Source organism: Caballeronia sp. AZ10_KS36 (assembly GCF_023631105.1).
In the GTDB taxonomy this organism is placed as follows: Bacteria; Pseudomonadota; Gammaproteobacteria; order Burkholderiales; family Burkholderiaceae; genus Caballeronia.
Window position 1 is genome coordinate 175,986 of the sequence record NZ_JALQDQ010000025.1, and the last position, 17,953, is coordinate 193,938.

The 17,953-nt window shown below is 64.1% G+C and carries 17 protein-coding genes and 1 pseudogene; 16 read left to right on the forward strand and 2 right to left on the reverse strand.

Annotation, left to right across the window (positions count from 1 at the left end):
• Positions 1-47 precede the first annotated feature (47 nt).
• The 4 genes from NCR35_RS16210 to NCR35_RS16225 all read left to right on the forward strand — a co-directional run bounded on the left by NCR35_RS16210 (position 48) and on the right by NCR35_RS16225 (position 2,964).
• The gene (locus NCR35_RS16210) at positions 48-248 is read left to right on the forward strand and encodes a hypothetical protein (RefSeq protein WP_244849257.1); all 201 of its coding nucleotides are present in this window, start codon (positions 48-50) and stop codon (positions 246-248) included.
• 27 nt (positions 249-275) lie between these two features.
• Positions 276-593 carry a four-helix bundle copper-binding protein gene (locus tag NCR35_RS16215; protein ID WP_250535150.1) on the forward strand — a complete coding sequence of 106 codons (318 nt, stop codon included), beginning with the start codon at positions 276-278 and terminating at the stop codon, positions 591-593.
• Positions 594-789: 196 nt separating this feature from the next.
• Positions 790-1,020 carry a hypothetical protein gene (locus tag NCR35_RS16220; protein ID WP_250535151.1) on the forward strand — a complete coding sequence of 77 codons (231 nt, stop codon included), beginning with the start codon at positions 790-792 and terminating at the stop codon, positions 1,018-1,020.
• A gap of 99 nt (positions 1,021-1,119) precedes the next feature.
• On the forward strand, positions 1,120-2,964 hold the full coding sequence (locus NCR35_RS16225; protein ID WP_250535152.1) for a glycoside hydrolase family 15 protein: 1,845 nt from the start codon (positions 1,120-1,122) through the stop codon (positions 2,962-2,964).
• Positions 2,965-3,407: 443 nt separating this feature from the next.
• Here NCR35_RS16225 and NCR35_RS16230 read toward each other — a convergent pair.
• Positions 3,408-3,620, reverse strand: a pseudogene (locus NCR35_RS16230) (LysR family transcriptional regulator); the annotation flags it as partial.
• A 132-nt stretch (positions 3,621-3,752) separates the two neighbouring features.
• Here NCR35_RS16230 and NCR35_RS16235 point away from each other — a divergent pair.
• Positions 3,753-4,985: an alpha-hydroxy acid oxidase gene (locus NCR35_RS16235; protein ID WP_250535153.1), complete on the forward strand. Its 1,233-nt coding sequence runs from the start codon at positions 3,753-3,755 to the stop codon at positions 4,983-4,985.
• The gene (locus tag NCR35_RS16240) at positions 4,982-5,692 is read left to right on the forward strand and encodes an IclR family transcriptional regulator (protein WP_250535154.1); all 711 of its coding nucleotides are present in this window, start codon (positions 4,982-4,984) and stop codon (positions 5,690-5,692) included. The genes NCR35_RS16235 and NCR35_RS16240 overlap by 4 nt, the downstream gene beginning before the upstream one ends.
• 40 nt (positions 5,693-5,732) lie before the next feature.
• On the opposite strand, the gene NCR35_RS16245 is transcribed toward NCR35_RS16240, so the two are convergent.
• A complete protein-coding gene (locus NCR35_RS16245; protein WP_250535155.1) occupies positions 5,733-6,461 on the reverse strand; it encodes an IclR family transcriptional regulator in 729 nt (242 codons plus the stop codon).
• 166 nt (positions 6,462-6,627) lie between these two features.
• On the opposite strand from NCR35_RS16245, the gene NCR35_RS16250 reads away from it, so the two are divergent.
• The 10 genes from NCR35_RS16250 to NCR35_RS16295 all read left to right on the forward strand — a co-directional run bounded on the left by NCR35_RS16250 (position 6,628) and on the right by NCR35_RS16295 (position 17,761).
• Positions 6,628-7,320: an RraA family protein gene (locus tag NCR35_RS16250; RefSeq protein WP_250535156.1), complete on the forward strand. Its 693-nt coding sequence runs from the start codon at positions 6,628-6,630 to the stop codon at positions 7,318-7,320.
• Entirely contained in the window at positions 7,320-8,267 is a 948-nt protein-coding gene (locus tag NCR35_RS16255) for an NAD(P)-dependent oxidoreductase (protein ID WP_250535157.1), read from the forward strand. Before NCR35_RS16250 ends, NCR35_RS16255 begins: the two co-directional genes overlap by 1 nt.
• A 20-nt stretch (positions 8,268-8,287) precedes the next feature.
• On the forward strand, positions 8,288-9,214 hold the full coding sequence (locus tag NCR35_RS16260) for an SMP-30/gluconolactonase/LRE family protein (RefSeq protein ID WP_250535158.1): 927 nt from the start codon (positions 8,288-8,290) through the stop codon (positions 9,212-9,214).
• A gap of 85 nt (positions 9,215-9,299) precedes the next feature.
• Complete coding sequence (locus NCR35_RS16265; RefSeq protein ID WP_250535159.1) at positions 9,300-10,679, forward strand: MFS transporter; 1,380 nt, start codon at positions 9,300-9,302, stop codon at positions 10,677-10,679.
• A 41-nt stretch (positions 10,680-10,720) separates the two neighbouring features.
• A complete protein-coding gene (locus tag NCR35_RS16270; RefSeq protein ID WP_250535160.1) occupies positions 10,721-11,872 on the forward strand; it encodes a porin in 1,152 nt (383 codons plus the stop codon).
• Between the two features lie 13 nt (positions 11,873-11,885).
• Positions 11,886-12,950 carry an amidohydrolase family protein gene (locus NCR35_RS16275; RefSeq protein WP_250535161.1) on the forward strand — a complete coding sequence of 355 codons (1,065 nt, stop codon included), beginning with the start codon at positions 11,886-11,888 and terminating at the stop codon, positions 12,948-12,950.
• Entirely contained in the window at positions 12,947-14,245 is a 1,299-nt protein-coding gene (locus tag NCR35_RS16280; protein WP_250535162.1) for an MFS transporter, read from the forward strand. Before NCR35_RS16275 ends, NCR35_RS16280 begins: the two co-directional genes overlap by 4 nt.
• Positions 14,242-15,489: an MFS transporter gene (locus NCR35_RS16285; RefSeq protein WP_250535163.1), complete on the forward strand. Its 1,248-nt coding sequence runs from the start codon at positions 14,242-14,244 to the stop codon at positions 15,487-15,489. The genes NCR35_RS16280 and NCR35_RS16285 overlap by 4 nt, the downstream gene beginning before the upstream one ends.
• 14 nt (positions 15,490-15,503) lie before the next feature.
• Positions 15,504-16,820: an MFS transporter gene (locus tag NCR35_RS16290; protein ID WP_250535164.1), complete on the forward strand. Its 1,317-nt coding sequence runs from the start codon at positions 15,504-15,506 to the stop codon at positions 16,818-16,820.
• Complete coding sequence (locus NCR35_RS16295) at positions 16,817-17,761, forward strand: amidohydrolase family protein (RefSeq protein ID WP_250535165.1); 945 nt, start codon at positions 16,817-16,819, stop codon at positions 17,759-17,761. Before NCR35_RS16290 ends, NCR35_RS16295 begins: the two co-directional genes overlap by 4 nt.
• The last annotated feature ends 192 nt before the right edge of the window (positions 17,762-17,953 follow it).

Sequence of the window (17,953 nt, forward strand, 5' to 3'; positions counted from 1 at the left end):
GCTTGCTGCGTCATCCATCAACGATGACTACGCCATAGGAGGGCAGCATGACTCAGGTTTCAGGCGATAACGACGGCCCACGCGCAACCGCCGACGACATGGACGAACCGGTGGGCGCGCCGGCTTCTGGCGATACGCGGCAAGAGAAACTCGATGCCCGCGAAAAGCAGAAGCATCCCGCGAGCGAGAACGCGCTGCCGACCGCGCAGGACAACAACCCCGTGCCGCCGCAATCGACGCGCGACTAGTCCGACTACCTGACGAGGATTTGCCTAATGAGCGACTATATCGACTGTATCGCCGCGCTGGACCGATGCGCCGCCGCTTGCGACAACTGCGCCTCTGCATGCATTGCCGAAGGCCATCTGCCGGACATGGAGAAGTGCATCCGTCTCGATCTCGACTGCGCGGCGCTGTGCCGCTTCACGTCGGAATCGCTTGCGCGCGACACGCAGTTCATGCGCGATTTTTGCGACCTGTGCGCGCGAATCTGCGATGCATGCGCCGACGAGTGCAGCCGTCATACTGCGAGCCATTGTCAGGCGTGTAGCGACGCGTGCCGGAAGTGCGCGGAGGCGTGTCGGGCGATGTAAGTCACGGCAGCAAGTCGGGATCTCGCGCAGAGCTTATCCACAGTTTCTGTGTTCAACTCTGTGGACAAGCTCGGGACCCGCTTGCTATCCATCTGACGCGACAAACAAAATTCCCTCGCGAGCGAATGCGCGTCGCCACACGGTGCGCGTCGCGCATCGATGCTATCTTCACCCACGAACACGAAATGGGGATGAGATGAAGCGCAAGTCATCGGGCGTGGCGGTGGTCGCGGTGCTCGTGGGCGTGGCCGTCGCGGTGACGCTTTATATCGCGAGCTACGGCAGGTCGTCGCATCACGCTGGCATCGACATGCCGGCGACGCACGACGCCGTTGCAACGCAAGACATGCACGCGAGCGAAGCGGCCTTCACGGCAGCGCCGATGCAGCCCGTCTCCGGCCCGAACGATACGACGGCGGCCCGCTAGGCTCTAACATCGTCGCGTCTACCGTTTGTCCTCGATGCGACGCCGCGCGGGAATGTCCCTTGCTCATCGGCTTCAAACTTCAAGCCGGAGCACACTCCCTTGGGCCATCCATCGCAGCAGATTCCGCCCGCCGTTCTGCCCATCGATGCGCGCGGCGTAATCGGCAACATGAAGACGGCGGCGCTGGTGTCGGTGCGCGGCACGATCGACTTCATGTGTTTTCCCCGCGTCGATTCGCCCACGCTGTTTGCGTCGCTCCTCGACGACGAGCACGGCGGCGCTTTCGCGATCTCCCCACGCGACTCCGATGCCAACGTCAAGCAGATGTATCTGCCCGAGACGAACGTGCTGCTCACGCGCTTCATGACGGGCGAGGGCGTCTGCGAGTTGCTCGACTTGATGCCCGTGCCGTCTTCCGAAGCTCGCGTCGATGCGGTGCCTAATTGCGTGATGCGCATCGTGCGCATCGTGTACGGCCGCATGACACTGGATGTCCGGTGCGATCCGCGCTTCGACTATGCGCGTGTTCGGCACACGGCGCATGCGGTAGAGAAGGGCGTGCGGTTCGCGAGAGCCGACAACGGCACGCCGCTGGAATTGCGCGCGAGCGTGCCGCTGTCCATCGAGCAAGATGGCGTACGCGCGACGCTCGACATGAAAGAGGGCGATTCGGCCTGCTTCGCGCTGGGCGCGGTCGATGACATGCCGAAGCTCGACACCAAAGAGAAGTTCGACGGCATGTTGCACGAGACCATCGCGTTCTGGAAGGAATGGTCGTCTCGCTCGACCTATCGCGGACGATATCGCGAAGTCGTGCTGCGTTCCGCGCTGACGCTCAAGCTGCTGAGCTCGGACGATCACGGCGCGATCGTCGCGGCGCCGACGTTCGGTTTGCCGGAAGCGCAAGACGGGTCGCGCCGGTGGGACTATCGCTATACATGGATTCGCGACGCCGCATTCTCCGTCTATGCGCTTCTGCGTCTCGGCTATACAGGCGAGGCCGAGCGCTTCATGCGCTGGATTGCCGAGCGCAATCGCGATTGCAGTTCGGACGGATCGCTTGCCGTGATGTATGCAGTGGACGGCGAGCCCGCGCCCGAAGAAACGCAACTCTCGACGCTTGGCGAGTCCGCGCCGGGCAAGCTGGTCGTCGGCAACGGCGCCCGTGGACAGACCCAGCTCGATGTCTATGGCGCGCTGCTCGACTCGGTCTATCTCTACAACAAATACGGCGCGGCGATCTCGTATCAAGGGTGGCAGCATGTGACCCGCACGGTCGACTATGTCGTGCAGCATTGGCGCGAGGCCGATCACGGCATATGGGAATTCCGCAACGGCAAGCGGCCGCTGCTGCATTCGCGGCTGATGTGCTGGGTGACGGTGGATCGCGCGCTGCGTCTTGCGCAAAAGCGCTCGCTTCCCGCGCCGCTTCCGACATGGTTTCAGACGCGCGACGACATTCATCGCGACATACACGAGAATTTCTTCAACGAAGACCTTCAGTCGTTCGTGCAGACGCCGGGCTCATCGACGCTCGATGCGTCCGCGTTGATGATGCCGCTCGTGCGCTTCATCGGCCCGAAGGATCCGCGCTGGACCGGCACGCTGGATGCGATCGGCCGCGATTTGCGCGTGGATCCACTGATTTTTCGCTATACGCGCGGCACGACGCTCGACGGTCTTCCTGGCATGGAAGGCGGCTTCAGCGCGTGTTCGTTCTGGTATGCGGAGGCGCTTGCACGCTCGGGGCGCGTGGATGAAGGGCGGCTCGTGTTCGAGAAGATGCTCGCCTACGCGAACCATCTCGGGCTGTTCTCGGAAGAAGTCGCGACCAACGGCGCGGCCCTCGGCAACTTTCCGCAGGCGCTGACGCATCTAGCGCTGATCAGTGCGGCGTATCAGTTGGATCGGGATCTGGATCGTACGCATGTGCCGTGGACCTGAGGGCGGAACGTGAGCGCTTCGGCGCTCGACGTAGTTGGCAATACCGTTTTCATTGAACGACCGTCTGTACGTCCCAAGTCCAAATGTCGTGTTTCTGGCAAGTGGAGATGTCGCATGTTGCCGTAGGTTCGTGGCCAGACAAGCGTGTCTGGCGCGCGGGCCATGAACACGAATGGGACTATCACGATGTCGATGCGCGAACCGGACCGACTCGCTAGAGGAGGGCGATGAGCCCGATTACCGGTTCAGTGGGAGCGTCGTCTGCTTAAAGGATGCGGTGACCAAGCGGTAATCTGGTCGCGGCTGTAGGCGCAACACGCTATCTACTTTGCGGATGTCCGCCGCCGACCAACGCTAGGCCGTACTGTTCGTTGCTCAGGCTTGGCGGGCTTTCTGGCTTTCTTAGTTGTACGTAGTACCGAGCTTCGGATAGCAACCTTCGTTCAGCTCTGGCGATCGACCAGACGCTCCACGAGTCGTGCCTCGCATTCGGAAAGAGAGTACCGGCGCCGCTGCGACATCATGAAGGAGAGAGGACGCATGTGCCATGCGTGCCACTGGAGTTCGACAAGCGTTCCTTTCGCGAGGTCTTCAGCAACCATATGGCGCGGCATGTGGCCCCCGCACAAGCCTCCCCTGAGCAGATCGTGCGCTGCGAGCCGTTGTGCAGTTTTCATAACGGCGTTATGATTCTTGGAAACCACGGCGCGGTCGTCAATACGCGGAGCGGTCCACGAATCAGCATGGATGTCCTGCCGCTAATGGCACGCGCATCCGAGAGGCGGGCAATGAAAGCGGAACCAATCAAGCAAGCTCCGGCACAGCCGGTTCCCAAGGCGTTGCGGCGATACTTGTCGCTCGATGACTTCGAGATCGCCGCGCGGCGGCATCTTCCGCGCCCCATATTCGGGTACATCTCGGGCGCAGCCGAGCGCAACGCATCGCTGGACGACAACGAACGGGCGTATTCGGAATATCGCTTCGTGACGCGCGTGCTTCGAGACGTATCCCGGCGCACGCAAGCGACGACACTGCTCGGCAAGACCTATCGCGCTCCGTTCGGCATCGCGCCGATGGGCATTTCCGCGTTGTCCGCTTACCGTGGCGACCTCGTGCAGGCACAAGCCGCTCGCGAAGCCGGCATCCCGATGATCATGAGCGGCTCGTCGCTCATTGCCCTCGAGACGGTGGCCAAAGAAGCGTCCGGCACGTGGTTTCAGGCCTATCTTCCGGGCGAACCCGAGAAGATTCGCGCGCTGATCGAACGTGTCGAACGCGCCGGCTACGACACGCTCGTTCTGACAGTGGACACGGCCGTGCTGGCTAACCGCGAGAACAATGTCCGCACGGGCTTTTCGACGCCGCTGAAGCCGAGCATGCGGCTCGCGTGGGACGGCGTCACGCGCCCTCGATGGCTCTTCGGCACCGCGCTCAGGACGCTCGTCAACCACGGCATGCCGCACTTCGAAAACTCGTATGCGACGAGAGGCGCGCCCATTTTCTCGGGCCGCGTCGTGCGCGATTTCGGCGCGAAGGACCACCTGAACTGGAGTCATGTCCGCCAGATCCGGGCGCAATGGAAGGGAAAGCTCGTGATCAAGGGCATCATGGCAACCGACGACGCGATCGCCGCGCGCGATCATGGCGCCGATGGAATCATCGTCTCGAACCACGGCGGACGACAACTGGACGGCACCGCCGCGCCGCTTCGCGTGCTGCCTCGAATCGCGGATGCAGTCGGTCGCGACATCGCGGTGATGATCGACGGAGGCATCCGGCGGGGTACCGATGTTCTGAAGGCGCTCGCGCTCGGCGCGGATTTCGTCTTCGTCGGCCGGCCGTTCAACTATGCCGCCTCGGTGGCCGGCAAGGCGGGCGTCGCGCATGCTATCGGCATCCTGCATGCAGAGGTGCAACGCAATCTCGGCTTGCTCGGCGTCGTCAGCATCGACGAATTGACGCCGGACGTCCTGATCAGGTTGCCGGAAGGCGTGGCTGCAAGCCAAAGGGATGGGCAATGAAGCCGAACAATAAGGACGACGAACAAATAGACCGCTCGGTCGCCGCTGTCGACAGAACGCTTTCCTTGCTCGAAGCGTTTATGGGTCAGCCTGGCGGCCGGTCGCTGTCGGAGCTGGAGGAGCGAACGGGGCTCTTCAAGAGCGTGATCCTGCGGTACATGCTTTCGCTCGAAGCGCGCGGCTTCGTGCACAAGGAGCAAAACGGCATGTACCGGTTGGGCTACAAGGCCGCTCAGCTGGGCCGCGCATTCGAAAGCAGCGTTGAACTGGTGTCGACATTGCGCCCGGTCGTCGAGCGGCTCAGCGAGAAAACCAGCGCCAGTGCGTCAGTCTATGTGCGGGACGGCGACGCGCGCCTTTGTCTGCTGCGGGCGGAACCCGAGCGTGATGTTCGCGTGGCGATCCGCGCCGGCACGCGGCGTCCGATGGACAAGTCGGCGTCCAGTCTCGCTTTCAAGCGCTTCGAACGCAAAACCGTGCAGGCATTTGCGACCGCGGGCGTGGCGGGTATCGCTTCTTCGTCGGGCGTCGGCGACCCGCTGCTCGCGTCGATGGCCGCGCCGCTTTTCGGTGTGTCCGATGCGTTCGTCGGCGTGCTGACGCTTTCGGGCGTAATAGGCCACTTCGATGTGGACGATGAGCGTATCCGCTCGCTGCTCTTCGACGAAGCGCTCGCTGCCAGTGCGTTGCTTGGCGCCGCGCCGTGAATCTGCGTCATAAATCTGTCGCGCAGGCCGCTGCGTAATCTCAAGCCTGACGGCGTTCGCCGGTGCCGTACATGCGCTCGCAAAACGCCACGCTTGCCCCGAGCCGTCGTGAAAGATCGGACGCAGCCTGAAGTTGCGGCGCAATCAGCTCGCCCGTTTCACGCGCCGCGTTTAGACGCGAAGCCGGGCCGGATAACGTCAACGCGGCCATGAATTCGGCATCCGGCCCGAAGACCGGCGTGGCGAATGCCGCCGTATGCACGTCCCGCGCGCCCGAGGTGAAAAGCGGAATCTGCGGCGGCTCCGAAAAGATCGGTTCGCGCAGTCCCCAGTAACGGATCACCTGGCCGATAGCGGTGTCGTCGAGCGGAAGCGAAGTTCCCGCGAGCCGGGTCTCGCGCAGACCCTCCGACGGCTCCGCCCGGAACAGGCATAGACGTTGGTTCTTCTCGAGCACGTAATACGAGGCGCTTTCCTTCGTTTGCGCCGCGAGCGCGAAGAGTATGGGCTCTACCACGGACGACAGATGAAACGACTGCTCATACAGCTTGCCGAGATAAAGCACGCGCGCGCCGAGTCCGTACATGCCGTCGTCGGAACGCACGACGTAACCCATGCGTTCGAGCGAGTTCATCAGCCGATAAACCGTCGTCTTGTGCATGCCCGAGGCGCTTGCCAGCGCGGCGAGCGAGAGTTTTTCCCTGCCGAGCCTGAAGCAGTCGAGCAGGCCGAGCGCTCGTTCGACCGCGACCACACCGTCGTTTCCCATCGCATCCCCTTGACGTTCACCCTTTCGGAGAATTGTACACAGTAAAACGAGGGTGCGCACCGTAAAAGGGTTAACGCTACTGGTTTGCACATCGAGCGAGCGTTAAAGTGGTTTCACTTCGTACACCACTGTTGCACACAGTACAACTCTCCCTTGAGGTTAGTCCATGAGCACCGACACGAATCAATCGATCATCCGCGACATCGAGCGCGTTTCACCCGAACTCGTACAAGCTGCGGCGAAGTTCCAGGCCGCCATCCTCGCCGACGTCGCAGGCCGGCGCGGCACCGTGCACGGCCGTGTGAAGCCGTTGTCGCCGAAGATGAAAGTCGCGGGACCGGCGATCACCGTCGAGGTCCGACAAGGCGACAATCTCGCGATCCACGCCGCACTGGCGGTCGCGAAGCCGGGCGACGTGATCGTCGTTGACGGCAAGGGCGACGTGAGCTGCGCGCTAATCGGCGAGATCATGGCGACGCAGGCGAAGGTCAGCGGCATCGCGGGCATCGTGATCGACGCAGCGGTGCGCGACGCGCACGAACTCGCAAACGGCGACTATCCGATCTTCTCCGCGGGCCTGAACCCGTGCGGCCCGACCAAGAGCGTGGCGGGTCTCGTCAACCATCCGATTTCCGCTGGTGGCACGGCGGTCCATCCCGGCGATCTCGTGGTCGGCGATGCCGATGGCGTCGTCGTGATTCCGCGTGCGGATGTCGCGCGCATCGTCGAACTCGCGCAGAAGAAGCTGGATATGGAAACGGCGCGTATCGCGGCGATCCACAAGGGCGATGTGCGTCCCGGCTGGCTCGACAAGGAACTGCGCGCAGCCGGCATGCTGGCCGAAGGCGAGGTTCTCTGATGGACGCGAACGCTCGAAAGCCCGTCGTCCTCGTCACGGCAGCCGATCTCGCGCCTCAAGCGCTCGACATGCTGCAGGCATTCGAAGTCGTGTTCGCCGGCAAGCAGCCGACCGAAGACGACATCGTCGCGCTGTGCGAGAAGACGAAGCCCGCCGCGATCATCGTCCGTTACGGCAAGATCAACGCCCGCATCATGGATGCTGCGGAAAACCTGCAGGTCATCTCGAAGCACGGCAGCGGTATCGACGTGATCGATCAGGAAGCCGCCGCCGCGCGCGGCATCGCGGTGCGCGCGGCAGTCGGCGCGAACGCCGCGGCGGTCGCCGAGCACGCGTGGGCGCTCATTCTCGCGTGCGCGAAGTCGGTGCCGCAGCTCGACGTTCGCATGCGCGCCGGCCATTGGGACAAGTCCACGCACAAGTCCTTCGAACTCGACGGCGGCACGCTCGGCGTGGTCGGGCTCGGTTCGATCGGCCGGCGCGTCGCGGCTATCGGCGTCGCGTTCGGCATGAACGTGCTTGCCTTCGATCCGTTCGCGAAGGAAGCCCCGCACGGCGTGACGCTCGCGTCGATGGACGAGATCTACGCCGGGTCCGACGTGCTTTCGCTCAACTGTCCGCTGACGGACGAGAACCGCAACATGATCAATCGCGACACGCTTGCTCGCATGAAGCAGGGCGCGATTCTCGTGAACACGGCGCGCGGCGGGCTGATCGACGAAGCCGCGCTCGTCGAGGCGCTCGCGAGCGGCCGGTTGCGCTCGGCGGGCGTCGATAGCTTCGCGGTCGAGCCGATGACCGTTCCGCACCCGTTCCAGTCCGTGCCGAATCTGATCTTGTCGCCGCACGTCGGCGGCGTCAGCGAAGCGGCCTACGTGAACATGGGCAAGGGCGCGGCGGCCAACGTTCTCGCGGTCATCGAGGAAAACGCCCGCAAGGTGGCGTGACGTTCGCAGGAGTACTGAGCATGTTCTATCTCACGTCGCCCGAAGTGCGCGAAGCGCAGGTGTTCACGCGCATGCCGGAGAAGTACCGCAAGCGGGATGTGCAGACGGATTGGGCACGCGCCAATCGCGGCGGCATGACCACGGATTCGTTTCTCGAAGGTCCTGTCTGGGACCCGCGCGGCCACCTTTACGTGACCGACATTCCCTACGGCCGCATCTTTCGCATATCGCTTTCGGGCGAGTGGGATCTCATCGCGCAGTACGACGGCGAGCCCAACGGGATGAAGTTGTTCGACGACGCGCACCTGCTCATCACCGACTATCGCAACGGCCTGATGCTGCTCGACATCGAGCGCGGGGAAGTGAAGCCTTACCTCGAGCGCCGCAACTCCGAGCGCTTCAAGGGCGTGAACGACCTGACCTTCGATTCGCTCGGCAACCTGTATTTCACGGATCAGGGCCAGTCCGGCCTGCACGATCCGACAGGCCGCGTGTATCGGCTGTCGCCGGACGGCAAGCTCGACATGCTGCTCGGCAATTGCCCGAGCCCGAACGGACTCGTGCTGTCGCCGGACGAGAAGGTGCTCTACGTCGGCATGACGCGCGGCAACTGCGTGTGGCGCGTGCCGTTGCAGGCGGACGGCTCGGTCAGCAAGGTCGGGCAGTTCTTCACGTCCTACGGCCCGAGCGGTCCTGACGGTCTGACGATCGACTCCGAAGGCCGCTTGTTCATCGCGAATCCGGGGCTTGGCCGCGTGTGGGTGCTCAACCGCCGCGCCGAGCCGGTCGAGATTCTGACCGCGCAGGAAGGCGTGTCGCTCACGAACCTGTGTTTCGGCGGCGCGGACATGAAGACGCTTTTCATGACCGAATCGACGAACGGTCTGGTGTTGAAAGCCGACATGACCGTCTGCGGACCGCTTCCCAAGCAAGCGAAGAAATATTAAGGGCTTCCTCGTCGACGGGCGATGCACGCCTGCGCGACGAGAAGCCGAGACATTGCGCCCAAGCCGCGCGATGGAGGAGCCACTCATGCAACTCTCGCAAACCATCGATGAAACCCGCAGCGCGCGTTCGGATAACGCGGCGAGCGGCACCGTGCTCGCCAGCGAAGACTTCGCGGCCAGCGAACGCACGCTCGCGAAGGCGTTCCGGCGCATTCTTCCGTTCATCTTCCTCTGCTACGTCGTCAGCTATCTCGACAGAACGAATGTCGGCTTCGCCGCGCTGACGATGAACAAGGACCTCGGTCTCACAGGCGAGCAGTTCGGGCTGGCTGCCGGACTGTTCTCGATCGGCTACTTCCTGTTCGAGATTCCGAGCAACCTCATCATGCAGAAGGTCGGGGCGCGGGTCTGGATCGCGCGCATCATGATCACCTGGGGCGTGTGTTCGATGCTGACCGCGTTCGTCGTCGGCCCGAAGAGCTTCGCCGCCGCGCGCTTCCTGCTCGGCATCGCGGAAGCCGGATTCACGCCCGGCATCTATCTGTATTTCACGCACTGGTTCCCCGGCAAATGGCGCGCCAAGGTGACGGCCGCGTTCCTCGTCGGCATTCCTGTCGCGAACATGATCGGCTCGCCGATCTCAGGCGCGCTGCTCCAATTGGGCGGATTGCACGGCCTGAAAAGCTGGCAATGGCTGCTGCTGATCGAAGGCCTGCCCGCGGTGGTGCTCGGTGTTGCGTGTCTTTTCATCCTCGCGGATCGTCCCGACAAGGCCAGCTGGCTCAGCGACGAGGAGAAGGCCACGCTCGCCCGGCGCCTCGCGGCGGAGCAGAAGGACATCGGCAGCAAGCACGGCAGCACGTTGCGCGACGCCATGACCAACTGGCGCGTGTTCGTGCTCGCGTTCATCAACTTCTGCGGGATCGTCGGATCGGTGGGCGTCGGCTTGTGGATGCCGCAGATCATCAAGCAGTTCGGCGTCACGCATTCGGTCGTCGGCTGGCTGGCGGCGCTTCCTTACCTGATCGGCGCGTTCGCGATGCTGTGGTGGGCGCGCGTGGCGAACAAGGCGCAAAAGCGCGTGCCGTATGTTGCCGGCGCTTTGCTGATTGCCGCCGCCGCGCTCGCTTGCAGCGCGCTGACCGACGTTCCGCTTTTCAAGCTCATCGCCCTGTGTTTCACCGTCAGCGGGATTCTCGCGTTCCAGGCGACGTACTGGGCGATTCCCTCCAGCTTCCTCACCGGCCGCGCCGCGGCGGGCGGCCTCGCGCTCATCGTGTCCGTCGGCAATCTCGGCGGCTTCGCGGGACCGTCGATGATCGGCGCGCTCAAGCAGATGTCCGGCGGCTTCACGCTGCCGCTGCTGGCCGTGTCCGCCGTGCTGCTGATCGGCGCGCTGACGATCGCATGGCTCGGCGATCCCGGCGCGAATGCCGGCGAAGCCAGCGCCGCGCGCAAGGCGTGAAACCCCGCATCAACCAATCTATAACTCTGTTTGGAGACGAAATGTCCGTGAAGAAGGCTCACCAGAAAGCCAAGCTTAGAACCGGTCTTGCGCTTGGGACGGTCGCAGTCGCAAGCATGACGTTCGCGTCCGGCGCGGCGCGTGCGCAAAGCAGCGTGACGCTGTACGGCATCGCCGATGTCGGCTTCGAGTATCTGAACAACACCAGTGCCGGCGGATCGCAGGTGAGAGAAGTGTCCGGCAATCTTTCCGGCTCGCGCTGGGGCCTGAAGGGCGTCGAAGACATGGGCGGCGGGCTGAAGGCGCTGTTCAATCTCGAGGCCGGCTTCAATCTGAACGACGGAACGAGCTCGCAGTCGACCCGCGGCCTCGGCACGAACCCGACGACGACCTCGCGCCTCTTCGGCCGGCAGGCGTGGGTCGGTCTCAGCTACAAAGGGCAGCAGTTGACACTGGGTCGCCAGAACGCGCTGATATACGAGCAGTCGGTGACGTTCGATCCGATGGGCGTCTCATCGCGGTACTCAGCGCTGTCGCTCGACTATGCGCTGGCCGCTCGCATCGACAATTCGGTGAAGTACACCGGCAAGTTCGGTCCGCTGACGGCGCAGGCGATGTACAGCACGCGCTACGACACGGGCTACGGTTCCGAAGTGCCGGGCGCGCTCATCACCGGCCGGTTCTTCAGCGGCGCGTTGACCTATTCGAGCGGCCCGATCGCGGCGACCGCCGTCTACGAACAGCGCAACAGCAACACGCTGACCACGAACACGAGCACCGAGCGCCGCGCGCTCGCCGCCGCGACGTACAACTTCGGTCCGGTGACGGCCTATGCCGGCTACCGTTATCTGCGGGCATCGAACACATTCCTGCCGGTCAACCCGATTGCCGTCGCGAACGGTTCCGCCGCCAATGCCGCCAACCTGTACTGGCTCGGCGCGCAATATCTGATCACGCCGTCGTTCCAGCTGACCGCGGCCGGGTACTACCACGACGTTCATTCGACCGGCGCCGATCCGTGGCTTGCCGTGATCAACGCCGACTACTTCCTGTCGAAGCGCACCGACCTGTACGCGACCGTCGGTTACGCGCACAACAAGGACAGGTCGGCGCTCGGCGTGAACGGCTACGGCACGGTCGCGCCCGGGTACAACCAGACCGGCGTCACAGTCGGCCTGCGCCAGAAGTTCTGACGAGGAAACCGCCGTGCAGATCGTCCATGCGCCTCATTTGCCCGTCCGCGAAGAATGGCTCGCGCGCCGTCAGGAGCCGATTCTGGAGCCGGATCTTCCCATCGTCGATGCGCATCATCATCTGTGGGACCGGCAGAGCGGGCGCTATCTGACGGACGAGTTCGCGCGCGATGTCGGCAGCGGGCATCGCATCGTGTCGAGCGTGTATGTGCAATGCCGCTCGATGCTGCGCGAGCACGGTCCCGCAGCGATGAAGCCGGTCGGCGAAGCGGAGTTCGCCAACGGCATCGCCGCGATGTTCGCAAGCGGGGCGTATGGACCGACGAGAGCCTGCGATGCGATCGTCGGTGGCGCGGACCTCACGCTCGGCGATGCGGTGGCGCCCGTGCTCGAAGCGATGCTTCAGGTCACGGGCGGCCGTTTGCGCGGCATCCGCAATCCGCTCGCGTGGCATGCGAGCGCGGACGTGGTTTCGAGCCCGGTGACGCCGCCGCGCGATCTCATGGCGAACGCCGACTTTCGACGCGGCGTGAAGACGCTGGCGCGCTACGGGCTGTCGCTGGACGCGTGGGTCTATCACACGCAACTCGCGGAGCTGTACGAACTCGCGAGCGCCGCGCCGGATGTGACCGTGGTCATCGATCACTTCGGCGGCCCGCTCGGCGTCGGCCCGCACGCGAACAGCCGCGAGCAGGTCATCGCCGAATGGCGGCACGGGCTCGCGCGGCTGGCGAGCCTGCCCAACACGCGCATGAAGCTCGGCGGCGCGGGCATGACCGTGTTCGGCTTCGGCTTCGGGTTCGGCTTCGGGTTCGCGTCGCGCGAAACGCCGCCTTCGTCGGAGGAACTCGCCGCTGCGTGGCGTCCTTACTTCGAGACCTGCATCGAACTGTTCGGCGTGAAGCGTTGCATGTTCGAGAGCAACTTCCCCGTCGACAAGGGCATGTTCAGCTACAGCGTGCTGTGGAACACCTTCAAGCGGCTGGCGCAGTCATTGTCAGCGGATGAAAAAGCCGCGCTATTCAGCGGCACCGCCGCGGCGACGTATCGCTTGCGGCTACAAGGAGACGAGTCATGAAAACCAGCGCTAGCGTCGCATCGGGCGCAACCGGAAGGGAAAGCGGCAGCGAGATCGGCAGCGAAGCCGAAGGGAAGCGTTACAAGGACATCACGCGCACGGAGTGGCGCTCGCTGTCGCTTGCCGGTCTCGGCTGGACGTTCGAGAGCTATGACTCGTTCCTCCTCTCGCTTCTCTTGCCGACGCTTGCGCTGCAATTCGGTCTGTCGAAAGCCCAGCTCGGGCTTTTCACGAGCATCACGGCAGCCGGGCAGATTCTCGGCGGCATCTTGTTCGGCTACGTGTCGGACCGGCTAGGGCGCGTGCGCACGGCGCTGCTTTGCATCGGCATCTCTTCGCTGTTCTCGGGGCTGCTCGCGTTTGCGCCGAACGAGCACTGGTTCGCGACGATCCGCTTCTTCGGCGCGCTCGGCATGGGCGGGACGTGGACGGCGGGCGCGGCGCTCATCGCCGAAACGTGGCACGCGAGCCGCCGTGGCAAGGGCGGCGCGCTGATGCAGATGGGCCTGCCCATCGGCGCGATTCTCGCGATCACGATCTCGGGCATCGTCAGCGGTCTCAACGACGGTCTCGCGGGCCACGGATGGCGCGTGCTGTTTCTGATCGGCGCGTTGCCGTTCTTCATCCTGTTCTTCGTCGCGCGCAAGACGCCCGAATCGCCCATCTGGCTCGAACGCAAACGCGCGAGGGCGCAGGCAACGACCGCTCCCGTCGATGCGAAGCTGAACGTCCGCGGTCTGCTCACTGCGTTCATGTTCATCCTCTTTCTGCAATACCTGTACTGGGGCGTGTTCACCTGGACGCCGACGTTCCTCGTCACGGTGAAGCACCTCGATTTCGTGCACAGCCTCAAGTTCGTGCTCGCGCTGCAATTCGGCGCAATTGCCGGCTTCTTGATGTTTTCCGCTTTCGTCGATCGCCTCGGCCGTCGGCCGATGTTCATGGCGTATCTGCTCGTCGGCGCGGCGGCGGTGTTCGGCTACATCCTGTCGTCGAATGCGCTCGTACTGATGGTCGCCATCTTCTTCACGGGCTTCAGCGTGAACGGCATCTTCGCAGGGGCCGGACCGTTTCTCGCGGAAATCATCGGCAATACGGCATCGCGCGGCTTTCTCATGGGGCTCGCGTACAACGGCGGGCGGCTCGGCGGATTCATCGCGCCGCTCGTCATCGGGACACTCGCAACGACTGCGGGCGGCTTTGTGCTCGGCTTGTCGACGACCATCGTCGCGTTCATCGCTGCCGCGATCGTCGTGTTCTTCGCGCCCGAGACGCGTGGCAAGACGCTCGCATGACGACCGCCCCCAATCAGCCGGATCAGCCGGGATGGATCGGCAGACTCTTTCCCGCCCTCAATGAAGCGTCGCTGCGGCGCTATCTGAGCGGGCAGGTCGCGTCGGTGCTGGGAAGCTGGACGCAGAACGTGACGCTGAACCTGCTCGTGTATCACCTGTCGGGTTCGGCGGCGATTCTGGCGCTGCTCAACTTCCTGTTGTACGGGCCGCAACTGGTCGTCGCGCCCGTCGCCGGATCGCGCATTCGCGCGGAGAATGCGCGTCGCGTGACGCTGTGCGTGCTCACGGCGTCGCTCGTATTGACGGGCAGTCTCATCACGCTGTCCGCATTGCATCTGCTGAATGTGCCGCTGATTCTCGCGCACGCGCTCGCAATCGGCATATCGAGTGCGATCGAAGTGCCCGCGCGTCAGGTGTTGCTGCTGACGAGCCTGCGCGATACGAGCCTCACATCGAACGCGGTCGCGATGAACACCATGGTCTACAACGTCGGCCGCATGGTCGGTCCGACAATTGCCGGATTCGTCTATCCGACGCTCGGTCCGCGCGCATCGTTCGCAATCTACGCGCTCGCGCTGTGTTTCATGGCGATATGCGTGCGTTCGATTCGACTGTCCACGGACGCACGCGCCTCGCGCGCGGACAGCAGCTTGCGCGACGCCGTCGGCTACGTGATGTCGGACGCGTTTTCCGCGCGCTATCTGCCGATCCTCGCATGCATCGGCCTCTTCGCGGCGAGCTACCAGACGCTCGTGCCGCTTCTCGCGGACCGCGCGTTCCACGACGCGGCGCGCTTTACGGGCGTGTTTTTCGCCTGCGCGGGCGCGGGTTCGCTGAGTTCGGCCGTGCTGCTCTCGTCGGCGCTGGGTCCGCGCGCCTCTGCGCGATTCATCGCGTGGGCGCCGTGGACCGCGATCATCGCGCTGATGGTGCTCGCCACGACGAGCGCGGTAGGCGCATCGATGCCCGCGTTCTACGCGCTCGGCTTCAGCCTCACGTTCGCGGCGACATCGACGAACGCGACCATCCAGCGCCGCTGCCCCGAGCACGTGCGCGGCGGACTCGTCGGCATGTACGGCATGGCCTACAACGGCACGATGCCGTTCGGCTATCTGCTCGTCGGCACGATATCCGAGGCGCTCGGCGTGCGCCACACATTCGCGGCGATGGCGGTGGTGCTCGCAGTGGGCGTCCTGTCCATCGTCGCGTGGCAACGATTCAAACTACAGCGCGAAGGCGCATAAAGTCGGAGACGAACATGTCAAATGCAAGCACCACGACACTCGAGCGGCAGACGATGCGAAAGGTCATCTGGCGGCTGCTGCCGTTCCTGATGATCTGTTACCTGATGGCGTTCATCGATCGGGGCAACGTCGGCATGGCGTCGCTTCAGATGAATCACGACATCGGCATGTCCGCGAAAGTGTTCGGCTTCGGCGCGAGTCTGTTCTTCGTGTCCTACTTCATCTGCGAAGTGCCGAGCAACCTCGCGCTCGAAAAGTACGGCGCGCGCGTCTGGATCGCGCGGATCATGATTACGTGGGGGCTGGTGTCGGCGGCGACCGCGCTCGTGCACAACGCCACGACGTTCTATATCCTGCGCTTCCTGCTTGGCGCGGCCGAAGCGGGCTTTGCGCCGGGCGTGCTGCTCTATCTGTCGTACTGGGTGCCGAAGGCGTATCGCGCGCGCGTCGTCGCGACCTTCATGGTGTCGATTCCGGCGGCGAGCTTCATCGGCTCGCCCATTTCGGCGCTCTTGCTGCAGATGGACGGCATCGCGGGTCTGCGCGGCTGGCACTGGCTCTTCATCCTCGAAGGCGTGCCGACGGTTCTGCTCGGCATCGCGTGCCTTTTCATGCTGACGGACAAGCCCGCCAAGGCGACGTGGCTGAACGAAGACGAGCGCGCGTGGCTGCTCGGCGCGCTCGCCGCGGAGAATGCACAGCCGAAGAAGGTCGCGCCGATGCCGCTGACCAAGCTCTTTCGCAACCGCTACGTGCTGTGTCTCGCGCTCGTCGATACCTGCGCGTCCGCTGCGGGGAGCACGTTGTCGGTGTGGCAGCCGCAGTTGCTGAAGTCGTATGGATTGACCGTGCTGCAGACGGGCTTGCTGAACGCGGTGCCGTACGCGCTGGCGTCGATTCTGATGATCTTCTGGGGCCGTCATTCCGACCGCACGAAGGAGCATCGCTGGCATACCGTCGTGCCGATGCTCTTGATCGGCGGCGGTCTCTTCGCCACGTCGCTCAGCAGCTCGCTGCTGCCCACCATATGCATGCTGTGCTGCGTGCTCGTCGGCGCGTATGCGTTCAAGGGACCGTTCTGGGCGCTCGCATCGGACATGCTGTCGAACAGCACGATCGCAGCGGGGTTGGCCACCGTCAATGCCATCGCGAATCTGCTGGGTGGCGGCCTGATGGTCAACGTCTACGGCTGGGTCAAGGCGGCGACGGGCAGCTACTCGCTCGCGCTGATGCCGCTCGGCATCCTGACGCTGGTCAGTGTCGCCACGCTGCTCCTTCTGACGCGCAAGGGTCAATCCGAGCGCATGGTCGGCAAGACGGAGGCGGCATGAACAGCAAGGGTCTGTCGCGGCGCGGCTTTCTGGAGCTGGCTTGCGCTTCCCTCGCGGCGGCCGCGCTGCCTCGCACGGCGGCGGCCCAGGAAACGTGGTCGAGCGGTTCGGAGCGACCGTCGTTCGTATTGCCGGAGCATGCCGTCGATTGTCACATGCATATCTATGACGATCGCTTTCCGGTGGCGCCTGGCACCAAGCTGCGGCCGCCCAATGCGACGGTCGAGCAGTATCGGCAGTTGCAGACGAGGCTCGGGATACGACGCAACGTCGTCGTGACGCCATCGACATACGGCACCGACAACCGATGCACGGTGGAAGCGTTGAAGCGCTTCGGCAACGACGCGCGCGGCATTGCTGTGGTCGATACGTCGGTGACGGATGACGAGCTTCATGCATTGAACGGCGCCGGCGTGCGCGGCATTCGCTTCAACCTGAGCTATCCCGGCGCGACGACGCCGGAAATGCTCGCTCCGCTGGCAAAGCGCATCGCTCCGATGGGATGGCATATCGAACTCGTCGTGCAAGGCGCGAAGCTGCCGCAACTGGAGGGGCACCTCGCGGCGCTGCCTTGCCCGCTCGTCATCGACCATATCGCGCACGTGCCGCAGCCCGGCGGAGCCGCGAGCGACGCGCTACGCACGGTGCAGCGTCTCGTCGAGAGGGGCAACACGTGGATCACGTTGTCGGGGCCGTACGTGGATAGCAGGACCGGCGCACCCGGTTATGAAGACGTGGCGCCGGTCGCCAGGGCACTCATCGCCATGGCCCCCGAGCGCATGTTCTGGGGCACGGACTGGCCGCATCCGACGCAGACATCGAGCAAGCCGGACGACGCCAGCCTGGTCGATGTCATCGCGGGCTGGATCGACAGGCCGGAGTGGCGGCAGATGATATTCGTGACGAATCCGACGAGGCTTTACGGCTTCGATGCCGTGTAGGTTGTTGTCGATCTGGGAGACACCTGATCGGACGGACACCGCCGACTGCACCGCGGTACGGCGGAGGGCAGCTGTGGCAACCAGCAACGAACGTCCGGGAAGGGTCGGGTAAGGCTCAAAAGGGACCTCGACGCGATGAGGCGCGAGACATTCAGGGGTCTCGTTCAAGCCAACCAGCGGCTATTTTTGCAC

Bases quoted from the DNA above. Each gene is read 5' to 3' on its own strand.
- NCR35_RS16210 (WP_244849257.1), top strand. From the start codon at position 48: ATGACTCAGGTTTCAGGCGATAACGACGGCCCACGCGCAACCGCCGAC.
- NCR35_RS16215 (WP_250535150.1), top strand. From the start codon at position 276: ATGAGCGACTATATCGACTGTATCGCCGCGCTGGACCGATGCGCCGCC.
- NCR35_RS16220 (WP_250535151.1), top strand. From the start codon at position 790: ATGAAGCGCAAGTCATCGGGCGTGGCGGTGGTCGCGGTGCTCGTGGGC.
- NCR35_RS16235 (WP_250535153.1), top strand. From the start codon at position 3,753: ATGAAAGCGGAACCAATCAAGCAAGCTCCGGCACAGCCGGTTCCCAAG.
- NCR35_RS16240 (WP_250535154.1), top strand. From the start codon at position 4,982: ATGAAGCCGAACAATAAGGACGACGAACAAATAGACCGCTCGGTCGCC.
- NCR35_RS16245 (WP_250535155.1), bottom strand. From the start codon at position 6,461: ATGGGAAACGACGGTGTGGTCGCGGTCGAACGAGCGCTCGGCCTGCTC.
- NCR35_RS16250 (WP_250535156.1), top strand. From the start codon at position 6,628: ATGAGCACCGACACGAATCAATCGATCATCCGCGACATCGAGCGCGTT.
- NCR35_RS16255 (WP_250535157.1), top strand. From the start codon at position 7,320: ATGGACGCGAACGCTCGAAAGCCCGTCGTCCTCGTCACGGCAGCCGAT.
- NCR35_RS16260 (WP_250535158.1), top strand. From the start codon at position 8,288: ATGTTCTATCTCACGTCGCCCGAAGTGCGCGAAGCGCAGGTGTTCACG.
- NCR35_RS16265 (WP_250535159.1), top strand. From the start codon at position 9,300: ATGCAACTCTCGCAAACCATCGATGAAACCCGCAGCGCGCGTTCGGAT.
- NCR35_RS16270 (WP_250535160.1), top strand. From the start codon at position 10,721: ATGTCCGTGAAGAAGGCTCACCAGAAAGCCAAGCTTAGAACCGGTCTT.
- NCR35_RS16280 (WP_250535162.1), top strand. From the start codon at position 12,947: ATGAAAACCAGCGCTAGCGTCGCATCGGGCGCAACCGGAAGGGAAAGC.
- NCR35_RS16285 (WP_250535163.1), top strand. From the start codon at position 14,242: ATGACGACCGCCCCCAATCAGCCGGATCAGCCGGGATGGATCGGCAGA.
- NCR35_RS16290 (WP_250535164.1), top strand. From the start codon at position 15,504: ATGTCAAATGCAAGCACCACGACACTCGAGCGGCAGACGATGCGAAAG.
- NCR35_RS16295 (WP_250535165.1), top strand. From the start codon at position 16,817: ATGAACAGCAAGGGTCTGTCGCGGCGCGGCTTTCTGGAGCTGGCTTGC.